Origin of the sequence: Ruegeria sp. HKCCA6707 (assembly GCF_013033515.1) — a bacterium.
Taxonomy (GTDB): domain Bacteria; phylum Pseudomonadota; class Alphaproteobacteria; order Rhodobacterales; family Rhodobacteraceae; genus Ruegeria.
This window is the reverse complement of the sequence record NZ_WQEG01000002.1, coordinates 284,597-305,842: the sequence shown is the minus strand read 5'-3', so window position 1 is coordinate 305,842 and position 21,246 is coordinate 284,597. Positions and strand designations below refer to the sequence as shown.

Annotated in this window: 24 protein-coding genes; 16 read left to right on the top strand and 8 right to left on the bottom strand. The window is 57.1% G+C overall.

Going from position 1 to position 21,246, the window contains the following annotated elements; genetic code table 11:
- The first annotated feature begins 17 nt into the window (after positions 1-17).
- The 4 genes from GOW40_RS07430 to GOW40_RS07415 are packed head-to-tail and all read left to right on the top strand — an operon-like array spanning position 18 to position 4,148.
- Complete coding sequence (locus tag GOW40_RS07430; RefSeq protein WP_171101426.1) at positions 18-1,145, top strand: ABC transporter ATP-binding protein; 1,128 nt, start codon at positions 18-20, stop codon at positions 1,143-1,145.
- Positions 1,145-2,035 (top strand): ABC transporter permease subunit, encoded by an 891-nt coding sequence (locus tag GOW40_RS07425; RefSeq protein WP_171132150.1) that lies wholly within the window; start codon positions 1,145-1,147, stop codon positions 2,033-2,035. Before GOW40_RS07430 ends, GOW40_RS07425 begins: the two co-directional genes overlap by 1 nt.
- Entirely contained in the window at positions 2,032-2,850 is an 819-nt protein-coding gene (locus tag GOW40_RS07420) for an ABC transporter permease (RefSeq protein ID WP_171132152.1), read from the top strand. The genes GOW40_RS07425 and GOW40_RS07420 overlap by 4 nt, the downstream gene beginning before the upstream one ends.
- Positions 2,847-4,148, top strand: a complete 1,302-nt coding sequence (locus GOW40_RS07415) for an FAD-binding oxidoreductase (protein ID WP_171132154.1) — start codon at positions 2,847-2,849, stop codon at positions 4,146-4,148. Before GOW40_RS07420 ends, GOW40_RS07415 begins: the two co-directional genes overlap by 4 nt.
- Here GOW40_RS07415 and GOW40_RS07410 read toward each other — a convergent pair.
- From GOW40_RS07410 to GOW40_RS07400, 3 genes are read right to left on the bottom strand one after another with little or no spacing between them, the layout of a single operon-like run.
- Positions 4,134-5,018: a phosphotransferase gene (locus tag GOW40_RS07410; RefSeq protein ID WP_371731825.1), complete on the bottom strand. Its 885-nt coding sequence runs from the start codon at positions 5,016-5,018 to the stop codon at positions 4,134-4,136. The two genes, GOW40_RS07415 and GOW40_RS07410, sit on opposite strands and share 15 nt — an antisense overlap.
- Before the next feature lie 56 nt (positions 5,019-5,074).
- The gene (locus GOW40_RS07405) at positions 5,075-5,740 is read right to left on the bottom strand and encodes a flagellar hook capping FlgD N-terminal domain-containing protein (RefSeq protein ID WP_171132156.1); all 666 of its coding nucleotides are present in this window, start codon (positions 5,738-5,740) and stop codon (positions 5,075-5,077) included.
- Positions 5,741-5,743: 3 nt separating this feature from the next.
- Positions 5,744-6,949, bottom strand: a complete 1,206-nt coding sequence (locus tag GOW40_RS07400; protein ID WP_171132159.1) for a flagellar hook-length control protein FliK — start codon at positions 6,947-6,949, stop codon at positions 5,744-5,746.
- 111 nt (positions 6,950-7,060) lie between these two features.
- Between GOW40_RS07400 and GOW40_RS07395 the strand changes: the two genes are divergently transcribed.
- The 6 genes from GOW40_RS07395 to GOW40_RS07370 all read left to right on the top strand — a co-directional run bounded on the left by GOW40_RS07395 (position 7,061) and on the right by GOW40_RS07370 (position 10,777).
- Complete coding sequence (locus tag GOW40_RS07395; protein WP_171132161.1) at positions 7,061-7,336, top strand: rod-binding protein; 276 nt, start codon at positions 7,061-7,063, stop codon at positions 7,334-7,336.
- On the top strand, positions 7,326-7,673 hold the full coding sequence (locus GOW40_RS07390; protein WP_171132163.1) for a flagellar biosynthesis protein FlgN: 348 nt from the start codon (positions 7,326-7,328) through the stop codon (positions 7,671-7,673). The genes GOW40_RS07395 and GOW40_RS07390 overlap by 11 nt, the downstream gene beginning before the upstream one ends.
- A 209-nt stretch (positions 7,674-7,882) precedes the next feature.
- Positions 7,883-9,133 carry a flagellin gene (locus GOW40_RS07385; protein ID WP_171132165.1) on the top strand — a complete coding sequence of 417 codons (1,251 nt, stop codon included), beginning with the start codon at positions 7,883-7,885 and terminating at the stop codon, positions 9,131-9,133.
- Between the two features lie 62 nt (positions 9,134-9,195).
- Positions 9,196-9,588: a flagellar biosynthesis regulator FlaF gene (flaF, locus tag GOW40_RS07380; RefSeq protein ID WP_254444359.1), complete on the top strand. Its 393-nt coding sequence runs from the start codon at positions 9,196-9,198 to the stop codon at positions 9,586-9,588.
- Positions 9,585-9,986: a flagellar biosynthesis repressor FlbT gene (flbT, locus tag GOW40_RS07375; protein ID WP_171132167.1), complete on the top strand. Its 402-nt coding sequence runs from the start codon at positions 9,585-9,587 to the stop codon at positions 9,984-9,986. The genes flaF and flbT overlap by 4 nt, the downstream gene beginning before the upstream one ends.
- A complete protein-coding gene (locus GOW40_RS07370; RefSeq protein WP_171132169.1) occupies positions 9,983-10,777 on the top strand; it encodes a DUF1217 domain-containing protein in 795 nt (264 codons plus the stop codon). The genes flbT and GOW40_RS07370 overlap by 4 nt, the downstream gene beginning before the upstream one ends.
- 83 nt (positions 10,778-10,860) lie before the next feature.
- Here GOW40_RS07370 and GOW40_RS07365 read toward each other — a convergent pair whose 3' ends face one another.
- From GOW40_RS07365 to GOW40_RS07355, 3 genes are all read right to left on the bottom strand, one after another.
- Positions 10,861-12,429, bottom strand: coding sequence for a DUF427 domain-containing protein (locus GOW40_RS07365; RefSeq protein WP_171132171.1), 1,569 nt, complete (start codon positions 12,427-12,429; stop codon positions 10,861-10,863).
- A gap of 93 nt (positions 12,430-12,522) precedes the next feature.
- On the bottom strand, positions 12,523-13,224 hold the full coding sequence (locus GOW40_RS07360) for a helix-turn-helix domain-containing protein (RefSeq protein ID WP_171132173.1): 702 nt from the start codon (positions 13,222-13,224) through the stop codon (positions 12,523-12,525).
- Positions 13,196-13,483, bottom strand: a complete 288-nt coding sequence (locus tag GOW40_RS07355; RefSeq protein WP_171101400.1) for a hypothetical protein — start codon at positions 13,481-13,483, stop codon at positions 13,196-13,198. Before GOW40_RS07355 ends, GOW40_RS07360 begins: the two co-directional genes overlap by 29 nt.
- Positions 13,484-13,660: 177 nt before the next feature.
- Here GOW40_RS07355 and GOW40_RS07350 point away from each other — a divergent pair, with 177 nt between their 5' ends.
- The 4 genes from GOW40_RS07350 (at position 13,661) to GOW40_RS07335 (ending at position 17,663) form a co-directional block, all read left to right on the top strand.
- A complete protein-coding gene (locus GOW40_RS07350; protein WP_171101398.1) occupies positions 13,661-14,158 on the top strand; it encodes a hypothetical protein in 498 nt (165 codons plus the stop codon).
- Between the two features lie 119 nt (positions 14,159-14,277).
- Positions 14,278-14,910 (top strand): ribonuclease HII, encoded by a 633-nt coding sequence (locus GOW40_RS07345; RefSeq protein ID WP_171132175.1) that lies wholly within the window; start codon positions 14,278-14,280, stop codon positions 14,908-14,910.
- A gap of 90 nt (positions 14,911-15,000) precedes the next feature.
- The gene (locus tag GOW40_RS07340) at positions 15,001-16,104 is read left to right on the top strand and encodes a site-specific DNA-methyltransferase (RefSeq protein ID WP_171136603.1); all 1,104 of its coding nucleotides are present in this window, start codon (positions 15,001-15,003) and stop codon (positions 16,102-16,104) included.
- Positions 16,105-16,244: 140 nt separating this feature from the next.
- Positions 16,245-17,663 carry an adenylate/guanylate cyclase domain-containing protein gene (locus GOW40_RS07335; RefSeq protein ID WP_171132180.1) on the top strand — a complete coding sequence of 473 codons (1,419 nt, stop codon included), beginning with the start codon at positions 16,245-16,247 and terminating at the stop codon, positions 17,661-17,663.
- Positions 17,664-17,711: 48 nt separating this feature from the next.
- On the opposite strand, the gene GOW40_RS07330 is transcribed toward GOW40_RS07335, so the two are convergent.
- Both GOW40_RS07330 and mutY read right to left on the bottom strand, forming a co-directional pair.
- Positions 17,712-18,845, bottom strand: a complete 1,134-nt coding sequence (locus GOW40_RS07330) for an alkane 1-monooxygenase (protein WP_171132182.1) — start codon at positions 18,843-18,845, stop codon at positions 17,712-17,714.
- A gap of 71 nt (positions 18,846-18,916) precedes the next feature.
- The gene (gene mutY / locus GOW40_RS07325) at positions 18,917-19,972 is read right to left on the bottom strand and encodes an A/G-specific adenine glycosylase (RefSeq protein WP_171132184.1); all 1,056 of its coding nucleotides are present in this window, start codon (positions 19,970-19,972) and stop codon (positions 18,917-18,919) included.
- Between the two features lie 81 nt (positions 19,973-20,053).
- On the opposite strand from mutY, the gene GOW40_RS07320 reads away from it, so the two are divergent.
- Complete coding sequence (locus GOW40_RS07320; protein ID WP_171101386.1) at positions 20,054-20,560, top strand: DUF721 domain-containing protein; 507 nt, start codon at positions 20,054-20,056, stop codon at positions 20,558-20,560.
- Positions 20,561-20,573: 13 nt separating this feature from the next.
- A complete protein-coding gene (locus GOW40_RS07315) occupies positions 20,574-21,239 on the top strand; it encodes a DsbA family protein (RefSeq protein WP_171132186.1) in 666 nt (221 codons plus the stop codon).
- Positions 21,240-21,246 lie beyond the last annotated feature (7 nt).

The following is a 21,246-nucleotide window of genomic DNA, read 5'->3' as shown; positions in this document are numbered from 1 at the left end:
GACAAACGGGGGCTGATTTGAGCGCAACTGTCTTTGCACCGTGGGATGACCCGCAAGCTGAACCGTTGATCCAGTTTCAGAACGTATCCAAGCGTTTTGGCGATTTCACGGCAATCGACAACCTGTCGCTGGACATTTTCGAACGAGAGTTCTTTGCCCTGCTTGGCCCATCAGGCTGCGGCAAGACCACCATGATGCGGATGCTGGCCGGGTTCGAAAAGCCGACTGATGGCCACATTCTGCTGGGCGGACGCGATATCGACCCGGTGCCACCGAACAAACGCGCTGTGAACATGATGTTCCAGTCGTATGCGCTGTTCCCGCATCTCAGCATTTGGGAAAACATTGCCTTTGGTCTGCGCCGGGACAACATGCCCAAGCACGATCTGGAAGAGCGCGTCGAAGAGATGCTGCGTCTGACCCGGCTCGAGAAATTTGCCCGCCGCAAACCGCATCAAATCTCAGGCGGTCAACGGCAGAGGGTTGCTTTGGCACGCTCATTGGCAAAGGCGCCCAAGCTGCTTTTGTTGGACGAACCCCTTGGGGCGCTGGACAAGAAACTGCGACAGGATACGCAGTTTGAATTGATGGATATTCAGGAAAAGACCGGTACCACTTTTGTGATCGTGACCCACGATCAGGAAGAGGCCATGACCGTTGCCAGCCGCGTCGCCGTTATGGATCAGGGCCAATTGATGCAGGTGGCGACACCGGACCGGATTTATGAAACCCCGGCTTCGGTTTATGTGGCTGATTTTATTGGGGACGTGAACATCATTCAGGGCCGCGCGACGGCTCAGGGCGACGAAAGCTATCAGGTGGACTGGGCCGAGGGCCAGCCGGCCTTGCTGGCCAAGTCGGCGACCGCGTTTGACACGGGTCAGACCTGTCATTTGGCCATCCGCCCGGAAAAGGTTGCGATCTCGGCCGACCGTCCAACGGATGCCGTCAACGCTGTGCAGGGTAAGGTCCATGACATCGCGTATCTGGGCAATCTGTCGACCTATCATGTGCAACTGGCCGACGGCACGATCATCAAGGCGCAGACGGCTAACACCCGCCGCATCTCGCGCCGGTCCTTTACCTGGGAAGACCCGGTCTGGCTGTCCTGGACAGCGACGGCAGCGGTCTTATTGGCCAACTGATGCGCCGGGCCCTGCTGATCGCGCTGCCCTATGTCTGGTTGCTGGTGCTGTTTCTGGTGCCGTTCCTCATCGTCCTGAAGATCTCGCTGTCAGACACTGAACTGGCCATTCCGCCCTATACGCCGACCCTGGATCTGACCCAGGGATGGGCCGGGATAAAGGATTTCTTCAGCCAGCTGGATTTTGAAAATTTCGTCTGGTTAACCGAGGACGACCTCTATTGGAAAGCGTATCTCTCCAGCGTCAAGATCGCCGTGATCTCGACCTTCTTTACGCTGCTGGTGGGTTATCCCATTGCCTATGGTATGGCGCGCGCACCCGAGGAATGGCGCCCGACCCTGATGATGCTGGTGATCCTGCCTTTCTGGACCTCGTTCCTGATCCGCGTCTATGCGTGGATGGGCATCCTGTCGAATGAAGGTTATCTGAACCAGCTTCTGCTCTGGACGGGCATTATTTCGAACCCATTGACCATTCTGAACACGCAAACGGCGGTCTATATCGGCATCGTTTACACCTATCTGCCGTTCATGATCCTGCCGATCTATTCTGCGTTGGAACGCATGGACGGATCGCTGATCGAAGCCGCCGAAGATCTGGGCTGTTCGCGTGCGCAAGCCTTTTGGCTGGTGACGGTGCCCTTGTCGCGCCCGGGAATCATCGCAGGCTGCTTCCTGGTGATGATCCCGGTGATTGGTGAGTTCGTGATCCCCTCGCTGCTGGGTGGTTCAGGCACGTTGATGATCGGCAAGGTTCTGTGGGAGGAGTTCTTCTCGAACCGAGACTGGCCCGTGGCCAGCGCCGTGGCAGTGGTGCTTCTGCTGATCCTGATCATCCCAATCGTTCTGTTCCAGCGCAACCAGCAAAAACAGACGGAGGCCGATCAATGAACAGGCTCAGCTGGTTCAACGCTGTCTCTCTGACGTTGGGGTTTGCCTTCCTCTATATCCCGATGATCATCCTGATCATCTTCAGCTTCAACGAAAGCAAACTGGTTACAGTCTGGGCCGGGTTCTCGACCAAATGGTACGGTGAACTGGTCCAGAACGAGGCGTTTCTGGATGCGGCCTGGGTCACGATCCGGGTGGCGGTCTTTTCTTCGACCCTGGCCACCATTCTGGGCACGGCAGCGGCCTATGTTCTGGTGCGCGGTGGGCGATTCTTCGGTCGAATACTGTTTTCCGGAATGATCTATGCGCCACTGGTGATGCCTGAAGTAATCACTGGCCTGTCGCTGCTGTTGCTGTTCATCGGCATCGGGCTGGATCGCGGCATCCTGACCATTGTTCTGGCCCATACGACCTTTTCGATGTGCTTTGTCTCGGTTGTGGTCTCATCCCGTTTGGTCACGTTTGACCGGTCACTGGAAGAGGCCGCGCTGGATTTGGGGTGTTCGCCGGCACAGGCATTCCGGTTGGTGACCTTGCCGATCATTGCACCTGCGGTGATTTCGGGCTGGTTGTTGGCCTTCACCCTGTCGCTGGACGATCTGGTGATAGCGTCTTTCACTTCGGGGCCGTCAGCAACAACCTTGCCGATCAAGATATTCTCGGCTGTGCGCCTTGGGGTCAGCCCCGAGATCAATGCGCTGTCGACCTTGATGATCGCAGCAGTGACGATCGGAGTGATCACAGCTTCATTGGTCACCAAACGCGCCATGATGCGGCAAAAACAGGATGAATTGGCCGCCGCGCGCACCGAATGAAACGGATATTTCCACCTTTTGCCTATGGCCCGAAACCACGTGCCGGGTGTTGGTGGGATGAAACCATCGCTGCCCCGGACTGGCCGTGCCTTGAGGGCGATTTGAACACCGATGTTGCGATTGTCGGGGCCGGGTTTACCGGAGTATCGGCTGCGTTGCTCTTGGCACAGGCTGGGGCCCGCGTCGTGGTGCTCGAGGCCGGAAGCCCGGGATGGGGGGCGTCGGGACGCAATGGTGGGTTTTGTTGTTTGGGTGGGTCCAAACTTGGCCACGCATCGATGGCACGTCGCTATGGGTCTTCGGCGGCGGATGCCTACGCAGAAGCCGAAGCTCAGGCCGTCAATCTGGTCGCGGATTTTTTGGCGAAACACCAAATCGAAGCCGACACGCATTCCAAGGGAGAAACTCAGCTGGCCCACACACCCCGCGCGATGGAGCGATTGCGGCGCTCGGCAGCGGACGGGGGTGTTTTGCACGAACCCAAGGATTTACCTCACCTGGGTCTCGGGGGCAGGTTCTTTGGCGGATATACGCTTCAGACTGGCTTTGGCCTGAACCCCCGAAAATATCTGTTTGGTTTGGCAAAGGCGGCACAAGTACAAGGCGCTGCTTTTTACCATAACAGCGCAGTACTCGACATTCGAAAGCAGCGAGGCGGCTTTGACCTGACGACGCCGCAAGGCAAATTGCGCGCTGGGCAGGTGTTGATCTGCACCAATGGGTATTCCAGCGAGGATATCCCATCATGGATGGCTGGGCGTTATATGCCGGTGCAATCGTCGATCATGGTCACCCGCCCTTTGACCGATCAAGAGTTGCAGGATCAGGGGTGGACAAGTGATCAGATGTGCTACGACACGCGGCATCTGTTGCACTATTTTCGTTTGATGCCAGATCGTCGATTTCTGTTTGGTATGCGCGGAGGTCTTCGGGCGTCTCCGAGGGCCGAAGCAGGAACGATGCGCAAACTGCGATCAGACTTCGCAACCATGTTCCCCAAATGGGCTCAGGTTGACGCGACCCATAGCTGGTCAGGCTTTGTTTGTATGTCGCGCGATCTGGTCCCTTATGTTGGGCCCGTGCCCGGCCAATCCGGGATGTTCGCAGGCTTTGCCTATCACGGAAATGGCGTGGCGATGGGGACCTATTGCGGGCGCGCTCTGGCGCGGCTGGCCTTGGGGCAACCGACGGACCTGCCTGCGCCGTTGGCTCAAGTGCCAAAACGGTTTCCGCTTGGCCGGTGGCGACGGGCGGTGATGCCAATCGCCTATGCGGCGCTTACCTTAGCCGACCTCTGAGTTGCGCAGTGCCTCGAGTTCCAGCTCAAACCCTTGTTGGTAGTCCGGTGCCCCGGTCTCAACCCGCCACAGACAATAGGCGGTCATACGCCACGCATACCACGGCTTTAGGGCTTTATAGCGAGCAACGATGTGCGGGTCGGCATAGGCCGTAAGGAACCGCGCCACCTCGACTTGCGTCAAAGCTGCGCCACGATAAAGATGCTGCATCGCCGGGGACAGAAACAGAGCCAAATCTTCGGACGGGTCCCCGAGGCTGGGGCATTGCCAGTCGATCAGTGTCAATCCGGCTGGGGCGACGAGGATGTTGCCCGGAACCGGATCTCCGTGGATAAGCACAGGGAGGGGCGTCGGGGCGATTTCGCCTTTTGGTTCTTGTCGCGCAATGTGTGTGGACTGCTCAGAGCGACACAAACGAAGGATCGCGCGCGTTTGAGCTGCCAGCGCTGCGCTGCCATTGCGGCCCTTGGGGGCGGCGACCTTTGGTGACAAGTTATGCAGCTTTTGCAGAAGCTCGGCTACAGGTTCCGGATCTTGCTCCCATGGTGTGCCTGCGGCGTGATCATAGTAGACCCAATTGTCATTTTCGAACCGCCCTGTGGCGCGCAACTCGGGCACGAAACCCGAAGTGCTCAAAGCCTGAAGGCAGGCTGCTTCAAGCTGCGCATCATTGCGAAACATCGGGTTCTGGAAATCCGTTTTGTAAAGTTTCAAAACGGTGTCTGACCCTTTGCCCAGGACCTTCCAAACCTGATTGGTGCGCCCGCCATAGAACATTTCAAAGCGGACGCCCTCGTCAACCAATCCACGCGCACGCAGTTGGGGTACGAGGCCCGGGGGCGGAGCAAGAGGGTCGGTCAGGGCGGCCACCAACAGCTAGGGTCGACTTTTGTTTTGCCACGTTCTGACCTGCCATTCGCTTTAGATCAAGCGCTTGCGCGCACGCCCGAGATTGAATCGGCCGCAATCGTTGCGCCGCTGTCCAAGGTAAGCACGACCGACCCACCCTCGACCTGCGCCTCGACTACGCGGCTATATGAGGCCACCGGGCTGGTTGAGATGATCTCACCGTTCTCATAGCTTTCCAGCGTTGCGGAGTAGGACCCCGCCGAAAAGGGCGCGCTGCTGGAATCAACTCCGGCCCATTGGAATTCGTTTTGGTCTGGCGCAATGGCCGCCGTGTCGACCACTTCGCCAGATGCGTCGCGGATTACCAGTTTGACCTGATCTGCACTTGCATCGGCGGCTGCGGTCAGGGTGATGGGTTCATCGGTGAACTGGAACGCAGCTGTCGAGCGGACATCTACTCCGACCCAGTTCCCAAGCTCTTCCAGATTGATGCTGCCCAAAGCCAAGGCCAGTTCTGACAGAAGATCATTGGTCTGCACCTGCTGTTCAACCATCGAGAACTGCGCCAATTGCGAAGCGTATTCCGACGAATCCAACGGTTCAAGCGGGTCCTGATTTCGGGCTTGTGTGGTTAGCATAAGCAGGAAGGTTTCGAAATCCGAGGTCAGCGCCGAGCTGTGCGCATTGTTGGCCGGCGACTGCCCGGTGTTGGATTGCGTCGTCGCGCTTGTCTCAGAGATCATCGGTCAAAGCCTCATATCAAGGCCCCGATCGGGGCCGGTTTTAGGGGGAGGCGCAGTCGTTTCGGCCTCGTCAAGTTGAAGAGCCTCGCTGGTTGCGGCGTCCTGAGCAGTGCTGTCACCGCCCTTTCCGGTGTTATTCGACATGCCAAGATCAAAACTCAGATCGCTGTAGCCCAGCTTTTGAAATTCCGAGGACAGGACAGCCAAATGTCGGCGCATCAGGTCCAGTGTTTCGGGTCTTTCGGCTGCGATTGTCAGTTGAAACCCGTCCTCGCGCCCGTTCAGTATGATCGAGACGCGGCCCAGTTCTTCGGGGTTGAGCGCAATCTCGATCGCCCCGGAGCCAGGCTTGGCCGAAATCGCCGCAGCCATTTGCCCTGCGATAGCCCGCGCGGTATCAGCGCGGGCCGTGTTCATCATCTGAGACGCAGAGAGATCGCGCGCAACTTGGGTGTTCAAGGTCTCTTTGGCCGAGGCGGCCCATTCTCCCTCAGAACTTTGCATCGGGTCCGCGCGGAGTTCAAACATCTCGACTGATCGCGCCATAGTGGGCGCCACAGGTTTTTGAACTTGCGGCATTTCAGGCTTGATCGGCTCAATCGGTTGCGAAATTCTTCGGATAAGCTCGACGGGTGGGGCCTCAACCGGCTTGGTTGTCTTCGCGGTTGGTCTTGCCATGTGGTTATTGGCCAACGCAGTCTGAGCGTTGCTCAGCCCGAACGCAAATTCGAAGATCTGCGGGTTTTGCGGTTTGTTGGGGGTCGTTTCGAATTCGGATCGATCGACTGGTCGAGTTTGGGGTGAATCAGCGGGTGTTGCTGCGTTTTCTGACCGTAAAGCAATGGCGGTTTGAGCGACCGCAGCCTTGTCTGAACTTTCTGTTTCCAGTCCCGTCAGATCATTATGTTCATGTGGCTCACCAAAAGGTTCTGTTGGCCCGGTTGCGATGGCTGCAATCTGGATCTGCGGTTCATCGGTATCTGTTGCAGCAGGTTCGAGAGCCGCAAGATCGTCGGATGGTTCCTCTTCTGTTTCGGGCGAAATTGGCGTGATCGTTTGCGCGACATCCCGTTCTTCGATCAAACCGACTTTTTCCAACACATCCGAAAAGGCCAGATGCGTAGGCGCATCGTCAGTCTGATGCTTAGGGCCCCCAGAATTGGAGGCTGCGGAAAGCGTAGTCAGCATGGCTGTCAGAGGGTTGGGCATTTTGCTCCGGCTCCGTTGGTCTGACGGGGAAGATGACCGCGGGAAGTTACGTTTATTTTAACCGCTTTCCTCTTTGATCAAGAAAGTTCGAAGCAATTTTCGGAGAACCCGATGAAAATTCCGATGACCATTCAGGCTCACCAGCATTCCGCAACGCAGTCCCCTCTTCAGCAGGCCGCGGTCGAGCTTGAGGCCACGTTCCTGGCCGAAATGCTGAAATCCGCAGGGCTTGGAACAACCCCTGAAAGCTTTGGTGGTGGCGCGGGCGAGGACCAGTTTGCCTCGCTTTTGGTCCAGCATCAGGCGCGGCAGCTTGCGCAATCTGGTGGCATTGGTCTGTCGGAGGTTCTGTTTGAAGCAATGAAAGAGAAACACGATGTCGAATGATCTGATCAAAGCCTTGGAGGAGGTGTTGGACCTTGAACGCTCGGCTCTTGTTCAGGGTGACCTGGACCGCCTGGGGAATATGGTGCCTGAAAAAGAGAAACTGATCGGGGCTATTAATGAGTTGCAAGTGCTCGATAGTGACGAGTTGATCCGGGTGCAAAAGAAAGTGGCGCGCAATCAGGCTCTGTTGAACAGTGCAGCAGACGGGATTCGCGCAGTGGCAAACCGAATGTCCGAATTGCGCCGCGTGCGTCAGGAATTCAGCACCTATGATGCCACCGGCCAGCGCAGCGATTTTGCGCTGCGCCAGAAGGCAAAGCTGGAAAAGCGCGCTTAGTGACTGAGTTGAATAAAATCCGAGATTTGAGGCGGGTGCATCTTAGCACTCCGTTAGGGGATCAAGGGCAATGGTGTCGCTGCACCTGAAGACAAGGTGGCGCGCATGCCAATCGGCTCGACGCAGAGGTCAGAACGACAGAATGCCTGCCGCTGAGGTGGGGTTAGCATCGGCGCGAAACGCGCCTGAACTTAAAAAGGATGACAAATATGTCCAGCATTCTGACGAATAACGGCGCAATGGTTGCGCTGCAAACGCTGAAATCGGTCAATAAGAACTTGGCTGATACCCAAAGCGCTATCTCGACCGGTAAAGAAGTTGCCACAGCCAAGGACAATTCAGCCGTCTGGGCGATTTCCAAGGTTATGGAATCGGATGTCAAAGGCTTCAGCGCCATCAAAGACAGCCTGGCACTGGGTGAATCGACCGTTGCGGTTGCACGAAACGCATCCGAAACCGTGACCGACCTGCTGACCCAGATGAAGGAAAAGATCGTAGCGGCGCAGGAAGACAACGTTGATCGCAGCAAGATCAATGCCGACGTGACCGCGTTGCGCGATCAGATTGCATCGGTTGTCGGTGCGGCGCAATTCAACGGCCTTAACCTGGTTGATGGCAGCGCCGGCACTGTTTCGGTTCTGTCTTCGCTCGATCGTGACGCGGCCGGTGGCGTGAATGCGTCGTCGATCTCGGTTGCCAGCCAGGATCTGTCCATCGGTGGCTACACCGCTAAGGGTGTTCTTGCGGGGTCCGACAACGCGACAACCGACAACGATGTTGCCGGGTTCACATTGAACCGCGCTACAGGCACCGGTGACATTGTTATCGACAGCTCGACCGACAATTTCGAGGTCGGTGACAGCGTTTCGATCCGGGTGGGTGATCAGGAGGTGTCCTATACAATCCAGGCAAGCGATCTGGATCCGTCGGGTACTTATGATGAAAACTACACCGATGCTTTGGTTGCTGTGGGGCTGAAAAACCAGATTGATGCCCTGGGCATCACCGGTCTGGCGGCTGACTACGACTCGTCTGGTGCACCCAATACCATTGCGTTCGCGACCGGTACTGCGGCTGCTGGCGCTGACGCAGATCAGGATATTTCGATCTCAGCGCAGTTCACCAATGCGGGCTCTGGTGGCCTCGGTGCGCTCAGCTCGATCGACGTGTCAACTGGTACGGGCGCAACGGCTGCTTTGGGTACAATCGAATCACTGATCGACGCCTCGATTGACGCAGCAGCGGCCTTTGGTTCGGTGCAGGGTCGGATTGAGACGCAGCAGGAATTCGTGTCCAAACTGACCGACTCGTTCAAATCGGGTATCGGGTCGCTGGTTGATGCCGACATGGAAGAGACCTCTGCTCGTCTGCAGGCCCTGCAGGTTCAGCAGCAGTTGGCGACTCAGTCGCTGTCGATTGCCAACCAGGCGCCACAGTCCATCCTGTCACTGTTCCGCTAAGTTTGGAACTGAACCGGGGCGCGCCCGTCGCGCCCCGGATTTGAACACCCCCAGATGGACGATTGGAAGGATTTCAAGTGACTCTGCACGCCTATGCTCAGACAGCCTATGCGCAAGCTGCGGCTCCGACCCGCACCCCTCGTGATACGGAATACGAGGCGATTTCGAAAATTACGCATCGGTTGAAGGCTGCGACCGCGCTCAGACAAAAGAACTATGCTGCCTTTGTTCAGGCTGTGCATGAAAACAGACGGCTTTGGACTGTACTGGCAAGCGGGGTCATGGACACGGGCAATGCGCTGCCAAACGATCTTCGGGCACGCATTTTTTTTCTGGCCGAATTCACCGAGCAGCACAGCAGTCAAATCCTGAGGAACGCGGCCTCGGTCGAGCCACTGCTCGAGATCAACATGGCGGTTCTGCGTGGCTTGCGTCAAAGAGGAGCAACGGGATGAGTGGACTGGTTTTGAAATTGGCCCCGAAAGAACGGGTTTTGATCAACGGGATCGTCATCGAAAATGGCGATCGTCGCAGCCGGTTTTCAATTATGACGCCGCAGGCCAATGTGCTGCGTCTCAGGGATGCCATCCATCCCGAAGAAGTCAACACCCCTGTGCGCCGTGTCTGCTATGCGGCTCAGCTGGTTCTGTCGGGCGACACAGATCCCAAAGATGCGCGCCAGCAGCTGTTGCGCAGGGTTGAGGAGCTGAGCCAGGTGTTCACGGATGCCGACAGTCGTCGTGTCCTTGGCAAAGCGACCGAGGCACTGGTGGCCGAGCACTACTATAAATGCCTCAAGTCTTTGCGGTCACTCTTGCCGCGAGAAGAGCGTTTGATGGCCTATCACCAATGACCTTTCAACCGGTCATACCCACGGGCGGGATTGTCGGTTGGCGCTTTCTGCAACGGACCTATGATGCGCAGTACGATAGCTTTTCGGCATCTGCGGTGAACCAGCGGGATACGAAGTATTTTCTGGAGAATATTAGCAAGGTTCAATCGGCAGAAGATCTGGTGTCAGATCGACGGCTGTTGCAGGTCGCTCTGGGCGCTTTTGGTCTGCAAGACGATCTCAACAACCGGTTTTTCATCCAAAAGATTCTTTCTGATGGCACCAGCGCAGATGATACGCTTGCCAATCGGCTGGCCGATAGCCGTTATCGCGATTTTGCCGATGCGTTTGGCTTTGGGCCTGGTGACATTCCCAAGACCGGGCTGATCACCAATATGGAAAAGATTGCACAAGACAATCTAACCACGCGCTTTGAAGTTGCCGTCGGGCAATCGAATGACACAATGCGGGTTGCGCTATATGCGCAGCACACTTTGGCCGACCTCGCTTCAGAGCCCGGCAGCGACGACCAGAAATGGTTTTCAGTCATGGGCTTGCCAGCTATCAGATCGATGATGGAAACCGCGCTGGGGCTGCCATCCTCATTTGCTCAGCTGGACTTGGATAAACAGCTTGAGGTGTTCCGCGACCGCTTGTCTCACACAACCGGGTCCAGCGAGATATCTCAGTTCACCGACCCTGAAGCTATTTCTGACTTGACGGATACCTATCTTGCGCGCGCCCAAATTGCAGAGGTACAGGCCAGCATTTCACCGGCGCAAACTGCGCTGATCCTGTTGGGCGCTGGCTGAGCAAAGGGCATTATGGCCTCGGGCCGCTTGAGAAGCCGAACGAGGTATAGCAATAGGTGTGCGCGGCGCAAAAGTGGACAAGGTCAATGCCCTAACTGTTCTTCAACAGCCGTGCGCAAGGCGAACGAGGCGATCGGCTGGGACACATTGTGCAGAGTGACATCACCAAGCGGTATGGCATCCTGACACGCCGGAGCGATATCTCCAGACACGACAATCGAGTGCCCGACCGATTTGCTGTATTCACCAAGTCGTGCCGCGACATTGGCTGCGTGGCCGATCACGGTGAAATCCAACCGCTCTCGCGAACCAATATTGCCAAAAGTGACCCGACCGAAGGCGATCCCGATCGAACAGTCCAGTGGTTGGCCCGGCGCGGTCTGGCGCAGCTCTGCCAAACGTTCCACGATTTCACGGGCCGAGCGCTGAGCGTTACCGCGCGCTGCCTCCGGATTGTCGCCAGCAGGGAACACTGCCAGAACAGCATCGCCGATGAACTTCAGAACCTCGCCATCGTTTTCGTCAATAATATCCGAAACGGTTTCGAAGAACGTATTCAGCAGGTTGATATAGACATCGCGGCCCAGCGACTCTTCCAGGCTGGTCGAGTTGCGCAGGTCGCAAAACATGATCGCGGCATCAATATCGTCGCCATCCCCGCGACGAATCTCTCCACCCATCACCCGCGCTCCGGTGCGTTTGCCGACATAGGTTTCCAACAGGACCTGTGCGTTTTCGCGCTGCATGAAAACCTCATAGTATCGCGCGATCACGGTGGAACATTCAAATACAAGGCCAAGATTGGCGGTTGTAAATCCGTCAGGATGATCACTGGTCAGCGTTAGGACATTGATACGACCATCCGAAAACGGCAGCGGCATCGCAACGTAATCTGTCGCGCCTTTGGCGCGCAGATCCTCGACAATCGGGAAGCTGTTGTCAGGGCTGTCACTGATCCGTTGACGAATGCCCCCCAACCCTTCTGAGACATGGCGCAGAGGGCTGTTGATAAAGGCCGGGTGATCATAGATTTCATAGGTCGGTACGTTTGTCGAAATCTCGCCCGTGCTCTTTTCCCAGATATAGTGTTTGCCAGCAATCAAGGGATGGAGCGACCAGGCCAGAATACTGAGCCGCTGGATAGCGATGCCGTGTTCCGACATCTTTTCAGCCAGTGCCTTTGTAAATGTCTCGGGTGTTTTGAATTCGGATGCGCCACGCATCAGCCAGTCGATCAGCGGACCGCTGATATTGCTGTCATCTGGGTCGCGCAGCGTGTTTTCGCCAAGATCGATCCGGGTGACCGCATCTGGCATAAATCCCACGTGGCCCTGAATGTCTTTGCTTTCCGGCAAAGCATCATCATAGACCCAAATCGAATTGGTAAGATGTTCATTGGACACGCTGATGTCGTGATATTTTGCCGTCCCCTTGAACGGGCAAAATGTTTGCAAATCGGTCTCGGGGCCGAGTTCGATGCACAGGTCTTCGCGTGGGATGTAAATCGCGGGCGGTAGCCGCGTTTCATACATCACCTTCGCATTATGGCTTTCGGCCAACAAAATCTGACCACGGTAAACCGCGACGCGTCCCTTCAGGGGTTCGATCGAGATGCCATATCCGCTGGTCTTTGGTGTGGCGTGGACGTTCATAGCTGACCTCCCGTGCCCGAGCGGTATAAGAATGGGGCCTTCGAACTGCTTTTCCAAGAGGGAGATTTGCCGAAACTCACAGCGTCTGCCAGATCAAACCATCTGGATGACGTCTTTTTCGATCGAAAGCATATAGCCCTTTTTCGCGATATTCTTGACCAGCAACTCGCTGACCATCTGGTTGCCTAACGCATCACGCAACCGTTTGATCCGAGTGGCCCCGGCGGCCTCATCGCAATCGGCAGCGTCCTTGCCGGAAATCACCGCTTCGATTTGAACACCCGAAAGCACTTCGTCATCCAGTCGCGACTCGGCCAAAACCGACAGGGTTTCCATGGCGGCAGGTGTGAGTTTGAAATCCATGTTGTTGAGGTAAACGGTGTTTTCCTCACGACTGATCAACAAGGATGTCACCTGAATCCCCGTCCGCTCGATCTGGACCATTCGGCGATTCAGCAAGACGAGCATGACGAGAAAAACCAGGGCCGCAACCAGCATGGCTGTTGCAAAGACCAAGAGAACAAAGATCACCATCCGATAGCTGGTCAGTGTATCGGCAAAGGCGGTGCCTGATTGCGCCAGAATCTCAAGCAGGCGAATTTCGGATTGTGAGGTCAGATCGGTTTCGACAAACAGCCGTTCGACCTTGGCGTTAAAGGCATTGGCGTCGGGCAAGGTCAGAAACAGAAAAACCGCTGCAGTTGCAAGAATAGCGACAATCGCGGCGATACCAAAGCCAACCAAGCGCGTGCCAGACCGCCGCGCGTCAGAAACGGAGATAGAATGATCCGGCATTGGCCTTCCTTTGATCCAACCCTTCGGGCCCGAAAACGGACATGACATTCAGCAAAGTCCAACCATTCGATTTCAGCCGCTTGGCAACTTCGGATTTGGCCTGACCTTTTTTGCAGGCCGAGACCTGCATGACGCCATAGTGCAGCTTTAGAGGATTATCCTTTTTGGCTTTGTAATCAGCATAGCAATCGGCTGCCGAGGCAGCGGAGCCAATCGATATCAGGGCCAGGACAGCGAGAGAAGAGAGGATCTGTTTCATGGGCTGCATCCTGCGCACGGCTTGGCAGATATTCAATATCATAACGGGATTCGGGGCGCTGATATCGGATAACAACACCGCGTTATTGCCTGTCTGACAGGGGCGGTCGCAGGGTTGGGGCATCAGATTTGCGGTCTGCTCCCTGACCGCTTCAAACGACCCGAAAGGACAAGGATCATGCATCGCAAATTCATCGCCTTTGTTGTTGCCTCGGCTATGACCATAACCGGCATTTCCGCGTCGCAGGCCCAGGCTGCCGACGGCAAGGATATCCTGGGTGGATTGGCCGCGATTGCGCTGCTGGGTGTGGCGATCAACCATTTCTCGAAACAGGAACCATCCCGACCGAGCTATAACGTGACGCGCCAGCCCGCACCGGTTTACAAGCCCAAGGTTCATAAACCGCATGGCCACAAGCCTCATGCGAAACCGCATCACGTGCGCCCGCTGCCCAAATCCGTTGCAAAGTACAACCTGCCGCAGCGTTGCTTGCGAACCTTCAAGGGCGCCGGTCATCACCGCCCCTTGTTGGGCGAGCGCTGCCTGGGAAAACACTACAAACACGCAAGTAGCCTGCCCTACCAGTGCAAGGTCGGGTTTTGGAATGGCAAGCGCGTCAATCGCGGCTATGAACCCGCTTGCCTGCGCCAATACGGGTATCGTGTGGTGTACTGATTTTCGACCTTCGAGCAGGCGCAGCGCCACAGAACGCGCCGCATTGGAAGAGGGCATCCCCTGGGGGCCCTCTTCTTTTTTGGGTTGCTTCATAGGCCGAAACGCGGTTTGCCAAAGGTATGACGTTGCCGAGTTTTGATCTTGAGACCGCCCTGCGTGATCGCGGGCACCTGAGAATTGCCGGTGTGGATGAGGTCGGGCGCGGGCCTTTGGCCGGGCCAGTGGTTGCGGCGGCGGTGATCCTGAACCCTGATGACATTCCTGAGGGGCTCAACGATTCCAAAAAGCTGACAGCCAAGCGTCGACAGGCTTTGGACAAGGCGCTGCGCGATTGGGCGGAAATTGCCATAGGCGAAGCTTCGGTTGCCGAGATTGATGAACACAACATCCTGCGCGCGTCTCATATCGCGATGATCCGCGCCGTCGAAGCGCTGAACCCGGCCCCGGATTATTTGCTGATCGACGGCAACATGATCCCACGCGGTTTGAAAATCCCGTCGCGAGCGGTGGTGAAAGGCGATGCGCAGTCACTTTCAATTGCGGCGGCATCCATAATTGCCAAGAACTGGCGCGATCAGGTGATGGTGGATTTAGCGCAACAGCATCCCGGCTATGGCTGGGATGCCAACGCGGGATATCCGACAAAACAGCACCGCGAAGCGCTGCAAAATCTTGGTGTGACCCCACATCATAGACGTTCGTTCAAGCCAGTGCACAATATCTTGTATCAAGAGCAAATCGTAAGTCACTGATTCAAAAAAGAATTTGACGGCGAATCATCTTTGAATCATCCTTGTCTCAACCAAATGAGCGCAAAAGCGCCGTGGAACCGAGGCAGTGATATGACCAAAATCAAGACAAAGGGCGCAGCTGCGCTCCCTTTAAACACGATCCTTTCCGGCGACTGCATCGAGGCGATGAACAGTCTGCCCGAGGCGTCGGTTGACCTGATTTTTGCAGATCCGCCCTATAATTTGCAGCTGAAAGGCCAGCTACACCGCCCCGACAATTCTCAGGTGGATGCGGTGGATGATCACTGGGATCAATTCAGCAGCTTTGGCGCCTATGATCAGTTCACCCGCGCCTGGCTTAAGGCGGCGCATCGTCTGCTCAAGCCGAATGGCGCCATCTGGGTGATTGGGTCCTATCACAACATTTTCCGCGTGGGCTCCGCCCTGCAAGACGCAGGCTATTGGATCCTGAACGATGTCGTATGGCGCAAGTCGAACCCGATGCCGAATTTTCGTGGCAAGCGGTTTACCAACGCGCATGAAACGATGATCTGGGCCAGCAAACGCGAAGGCGCGAAATACACCTTCAACTATGAGGCGCTGAAAGCGTTGAATGAGGGTGTTCAAATGCGCAGCGACTGGGTGCTGCCGATTTGCACCGGGCACGAGCGGCTCAAGGATGAAAACGGTGACAAGGCGCATCCGACGCAGAAGCCGGAATCACTACTGCACCGGGTGCTGATCGGCTCGACCAATCCGGGGGACGTGGTGCTGGATCCGTTCTTTGGCACTGGAACAACCGGGGCCGTGGCCAAGATGCTGGGGCGCGAGTTTATCGGGATCGAACGCGAGGAAAGCTATCGCAAAGTGGCCGAAAAGCGCATCGCCAAGGTCCGCAAGTTCGACCGCGAGGCACTGGAGGTCAGCGCCAGCAAACGGGCCGAACCGCGCGTGCCCTTCGGCCAACTGGTCGAACGCGGCATGTTGCGACCGGGCGAAGAACTGTATTCCATGAACCAGCGCCACAAGGCCAAGGTTCGCGCCGATGGCACGCTGGTGGGTGACAATGTCAAAGGCTCGATCCACCAGGTCGGCGCGCATCTGGAGAATGCGCCGTCTTGCAACGGCTGGACCTATTGGTGCTTCAAACGCGACGGCAAAACTGTGCCCATCGATGTGCTGCGCCAGCAGATCCGAGCCGAGATGCACAACTGAGTTCAACGATACCGCCCGTGCCTGTGGCCTGACACAAGGCACGACCAACTGCCCCGCCGATTTCGGCGGGGTCTTTTGTTTTCCCCCCAACGGTGATTGCATAGGGCAAGTGCAAAGCTCCTCGAAAGGAGATCCGAGTCGTGACCGATTCAGCCGCCAGCCCAAGCCGGGCCAGAAGGTTCTTTGTTTCGCAACCGGACGAATATGACCTGGACAACAAATACACCGAGGCCGCGTTAGAGCGCCACAAGCGCGAAGGGCTGGAACTTGCCGTGCGGGCGCGGTGGGTCGCCATGGGGTTAACAGGGATACTGCTGATCTTTCTGAACCCCCAATGGGAGGTTCTTTGGTATCACTTTATCCTTTTGCTGATCTGCGCCAATGGCTGGCTGATCCAACGGGCCGGGCGTGTGGGGCAATCTCGGATCGAGCTTTTGCTGATCTTTGTCGATCTGCTGATCATGACGCTGGGTATGATCGTACCAAACCCATTCAGCGATGATGTGCGGCCCTTGGCCACGCAATACAGGTTCGACAATTTTCAGTATTTCTTCATCATCCTGGCGGCCGGAACTCTGGCCTATTCCTGGCGCACGGTTGTGGCCATCGGTTCGTGGACGGCCATGATGTGGACCGTTGGGTGGGTCATCGCCTGGTGGGTGTCGACCCCTTTCCCGGAACTGGGCGCCCGTGTTCACGCGGCGCTTGAGGGATATCCCGATCTGCAGGTCATGTTAGACCCCAACAGCTTTATGGTGCCGCAGCGGGTTCAACAGGTCATTGTATTCGTCATGGTGGCCGTGACGCTGGGCTTGTCGATGCGCCGTCTGAATCGGCTCTTGCTGAGCAATGCCGGGTTGGAACGGGAACGAGCCAACCTTTCACGATATTTTTCGCCGAACGTCGTGGAGGAACTGAGCCAGAATGACGATCCGTTGAAACAGGTCCGCAAAGAGAATGTGGCGGTGTTGTTCATCGATATCGTCGGGTTTACCAAATACGCGGCGGGGCGTGATCCGTATGACGTGATCGAGGTTTTGCGCGGGTTTCATGCCCGTATGGAACGCGAAGTCTTTCGGCACCATGGGACGCTGGACAAATACCTGGGTGACGGGCTGATGGCGACCTTTGGCACCCCCGTGACAACGCCTTTGGACGCGCGGAATGCATTGTCCTGCGCCCGCGCGATGGCGGATGTTGTCGATCAATGGAACCTGGATCGGCGCCGGGCCGGAGAGCCCGAGATTCACATCGGCATCGGAGTGCATTACGGCGCGGTCGTTCTGGGTGACATCGGCGCAAACCGATTGGAATTCGCCGTGATTGGTGATGCGGTCAATGTGGCGGCAAAGCTCGAGGCCCTGACCCGAGAGGTACATGCTCGTATCGTCATCAGCGACGCGGTACGTCTGCAGGTTATGCAGGAAGATCCCACGGCCGAGCCCTTGATGGCGGGATTTGCGCCGCTCAAAGCGCAGGCTGTTCGTGGGATTGCCACACCGATGGATGTCTGGGTGGCTGGGGCAGAGGGGCTCCCGCCGGGCGCGCCAGCATCATAGATGCAGGCCCGACCGTTGGGCCGGGCAGCGCGCTTGCGCACGCTGCGGTCAGGCGTGGGGCTGCGGGTTTTCGCTTTTGTTGTAGGGCTGCCAATCGGTGATTTCGGGATAATACTGCTTGCGCCAAGCCCGAACCCTTGGGTTCATGATCCGACGCCAGAGCGGTGGTATCATCGCGGCAATGGTCATGACCGGATAGCCATGGGGCAATTGTGGTGCAGCGTCCTGTGAATGGTGTTGCAACAGGGGAAAACGACGGTTGGGCTTGTAGTGGTGATCCGAATGGCGTTGCAGGTTGATCAGCAACCAATTGGACGCCTTCTGTGAAGCATTCCACGAGTGGCGCGGATGAACATGTTCGTATTTCCCCTCGCCCAAATATTTGCGAGTCAGGCCGTAATGTTCGACATAGTTCACCAGCTCAAGCTGCCAGATCGCGGTTCCGGCCTGGATGAGGAACAAGGCGAGGCCACTCCAACCTCCGATCAGCAGGGCCAAGAGCAGCATTCCCGCTTGCAGGGCCCAATAGCGCCAGAAAGGGTTTGCGGGGTCAGTCCAGGGCCGGTCGTTGCGCCCAAGCTTGTTGCGCTCGGCCTGAAACGCGGACAGCAGGCTTTGTTTCAGAACCCTGGGGTAAAACCGGTGAAACCCTTCGTTATATCGGGCGGTTACCGGATCGCGTGGCGTGCCGACATAGCGGTGATGGACCAGCAGATGCTCGGACCGGAAATGAGAATAGAGCACCATAGCAAGCAGGATATCCCCCAACCAACGCTCAACCCGGTTTCTCTGATGCATCAGTTCGTGGCTGTAGTTGATACCAATCGTACCCGAGATGACGCCCATGCCAAAGAACAGCCCGATCTTTTCAAGAACCGACAGATCCGAGCGGGTGGCATACCAGATCAGCCCGTAGAGGGTGAGAAACTGTACTGGCACCCAGAGCTTGGTCAGCAAGATATATCGCGGCAGCACACTATCGGGCGTTTCGGGGTCTGCGTTTTCAAGATTGAGGCCGGTCAAGCGGTCGAGCACCGCAAAGGCCCACCATGTGGACAGAGGCACCAGCGCGACCCACCATCCGCCAGCCAAGGCCGTTGCCCAGATCAGGGGGATCAGCAGGTAAGAGACCCAGAAGGGCAGGGCAGATTTCCATTGGGAGAGGGTGCTGGTTGTTGTCATCGGCGTACTCGGATCAAGTTATCCCAGCTAGCCATCTCTTTCGCCCGGGCACAACGGGTTAATTATGGGGGTCAGCGGTCGCGCCACAGGGCATGGGCCTTGCGCATGACTGTCGGCAGGTCGCTCGGACGGAAGGCATGCTTTTCGATCACCAGCAACGCGTCGCTTTGAAAACTGTGCGGAAGATCCGCGCTCCAAACCTGCAGGATCAGGTGGAAATGGGTGAAGGTGTGTCGAACCTCACCTGACAAACGCTGCCAGTTGGCGGTGAAAGGCGGGGCTTCGGCAGGGGCTTCTGACCAGTCAGAACCCGGCCAGCCCAGCATCCCGCCCAAAAGCCCCTTGTCAGGGCGGCGTTCCATAAGCAAAGCACCGTCCGCGCGGCGCGCGATATAGATATGGCCATACCGTGTGGGTTTGGGCTGTTTCGGGGTCTTTTTCGGCAGTTCCGATTGTGTACCGGCGATGCGCGCCCGGCAGGGTTCACGCAGAACGCAGATCCCGCAGGCCGGGGATTTGGGGGTGCAAATCGTGGCCCCCATATCCATCACAGCTTGCGCGTAATCCCCGGGTCGCGCGTTGGGCGTCAGGGCCTCGGCTTTAGCTTTGAGGATCGGTTTTGAGCCCGGCAGAGGGTCGTGGATATCGTATAGCCGCGCCATTACGCGTTCGACATTGCCGTCCAGAACCGTCTCGGGGTGGTCAAAGGCAATCGCTGCAATCGCCGCAGCGGTATAGGGGCCGACACCGGGCAATTTCAGCAGTTCTTCATATGTGTCGGGGAATTGCCCCCCGCGTTCATCGGCAACCACGCGCGCGCATTTCAGCAGGTTCCGCGCTCGCGCGTAATATCCCAGCCCGGCCCATTCGGCCATCACCTGATCATCGGGGGCTGCGGCCAAAGCGGTGACGTCCGGCCAGCGTTGGGTAAACCGTTGGAAATAGTCCCGCACTGCGGCCACGGTGGTTTGTTGCAGCATGACCTCGGACAGCCAGACGCGGTAAGGGTCGGGCTGCACACCTGCGGCGCGCTCAGCAGGCCCAATGCGCCAGGGCATCTCGCGCGCGTGGCGGTCGTACCACAGCAACAGAGCGTTGCTCACGTCAAATTCAGTGCTGTCACGCAAGATTTATCCATCTCCCTGTCGGGTTTTGCTGGCACCCGGGTCTTTGCCCATTACAATAGGTGTGCAGGAGATTGAAACCAGATGCAGCGCAGACGTTCTTCGACCCGCGGGTTCAAACGCACCGCGACTTTGCTGAACGACCAGATTAGGCGGGCCGGTGAAAGCCGGGGCTTCGCCGTGTCGCGCCTGTTGACCCATTGGGCCGAGATCGTGGGCCAGGATATCGCCGCCGTCGCGCAACCCGTGAAAGTGGGTTATGGCAAAGGCGGTTTTGGCGCTACGCTGACGGTGCTGACCACCGGACCACAAGCCGCAATGCTGGATATGCAGCGCGAGCAATTGCGCGACAAGGTCAACGCTGTTTACGGGTTCAACGCCATCAGCCGGGTGCGCATCACCCAGACCGCTCCGACCGGATTTGCCGAGGGGCAGGCCAGTTTCGATCACAAGCCGAAACCGGCGAAACCCAAACTATCCCCCGAGATCGCCGCCGAGGCGGACAAAGTGTCACGCGATATTCACGATGGCGATCTGCGTGCGGCCCTTGAACGATTGGGTCGCAACGTTTTATCCAAACAAAAACGCTGAGAAAGGGCTGAGAATGAGCCGTATTGCATTGGGAATTTGTGCGGCTGCTGCCGTGGCCGCGGGTGGCTATTTGCTGTCGTCGTCAAGCTCGTCGCCAACTGCCTATCCGCTGATCAGCAGCGCTCAGGCACAGGAAACCGAACTGGATACATCGACTATTGTCGAAATGGTACAAGGTGCCGAGGATGCGCCAGTCGAGATCATCGAATACGCATCCTATACCTGCCCGCACTGCGCCAATTTCCACAAAGGTGCGTATAAGCAGCTGAAGGAAGATTTCATCGACACCGGCAAGGTCAAGTTCATCTATCGCGAGGTGTATTTCGACCGCTATGGCCTGTGGGCATCGATGGTGGCGCGCTGCGGCGGGCCCGAAAAGTTCTTTGGCATCACCGACCTGATCTATGAAGGGCAAGCAGAATGGACCAGCGCAGGGGGGCCGACCGAGGTTGTGGACGAGCTGCGCAAGATCGGTCGTTTGGCTGGCATCGACAGCGATCAGCTTGAGGCGTGCCTCCAGGACGGCACCCAGGCACAGACTCTGGTGGCTTGGTATCAGGAAAACGCCGAACGCGATGATGTACGCGCCACGCCGTCCTTTGTTGTGAACGGCCAGAAGGTCAGCAACCAGTCTTATGACGAATTCAAAGCGCTGATCGAAGCCGAACTGGGCAGCTAAACGATAC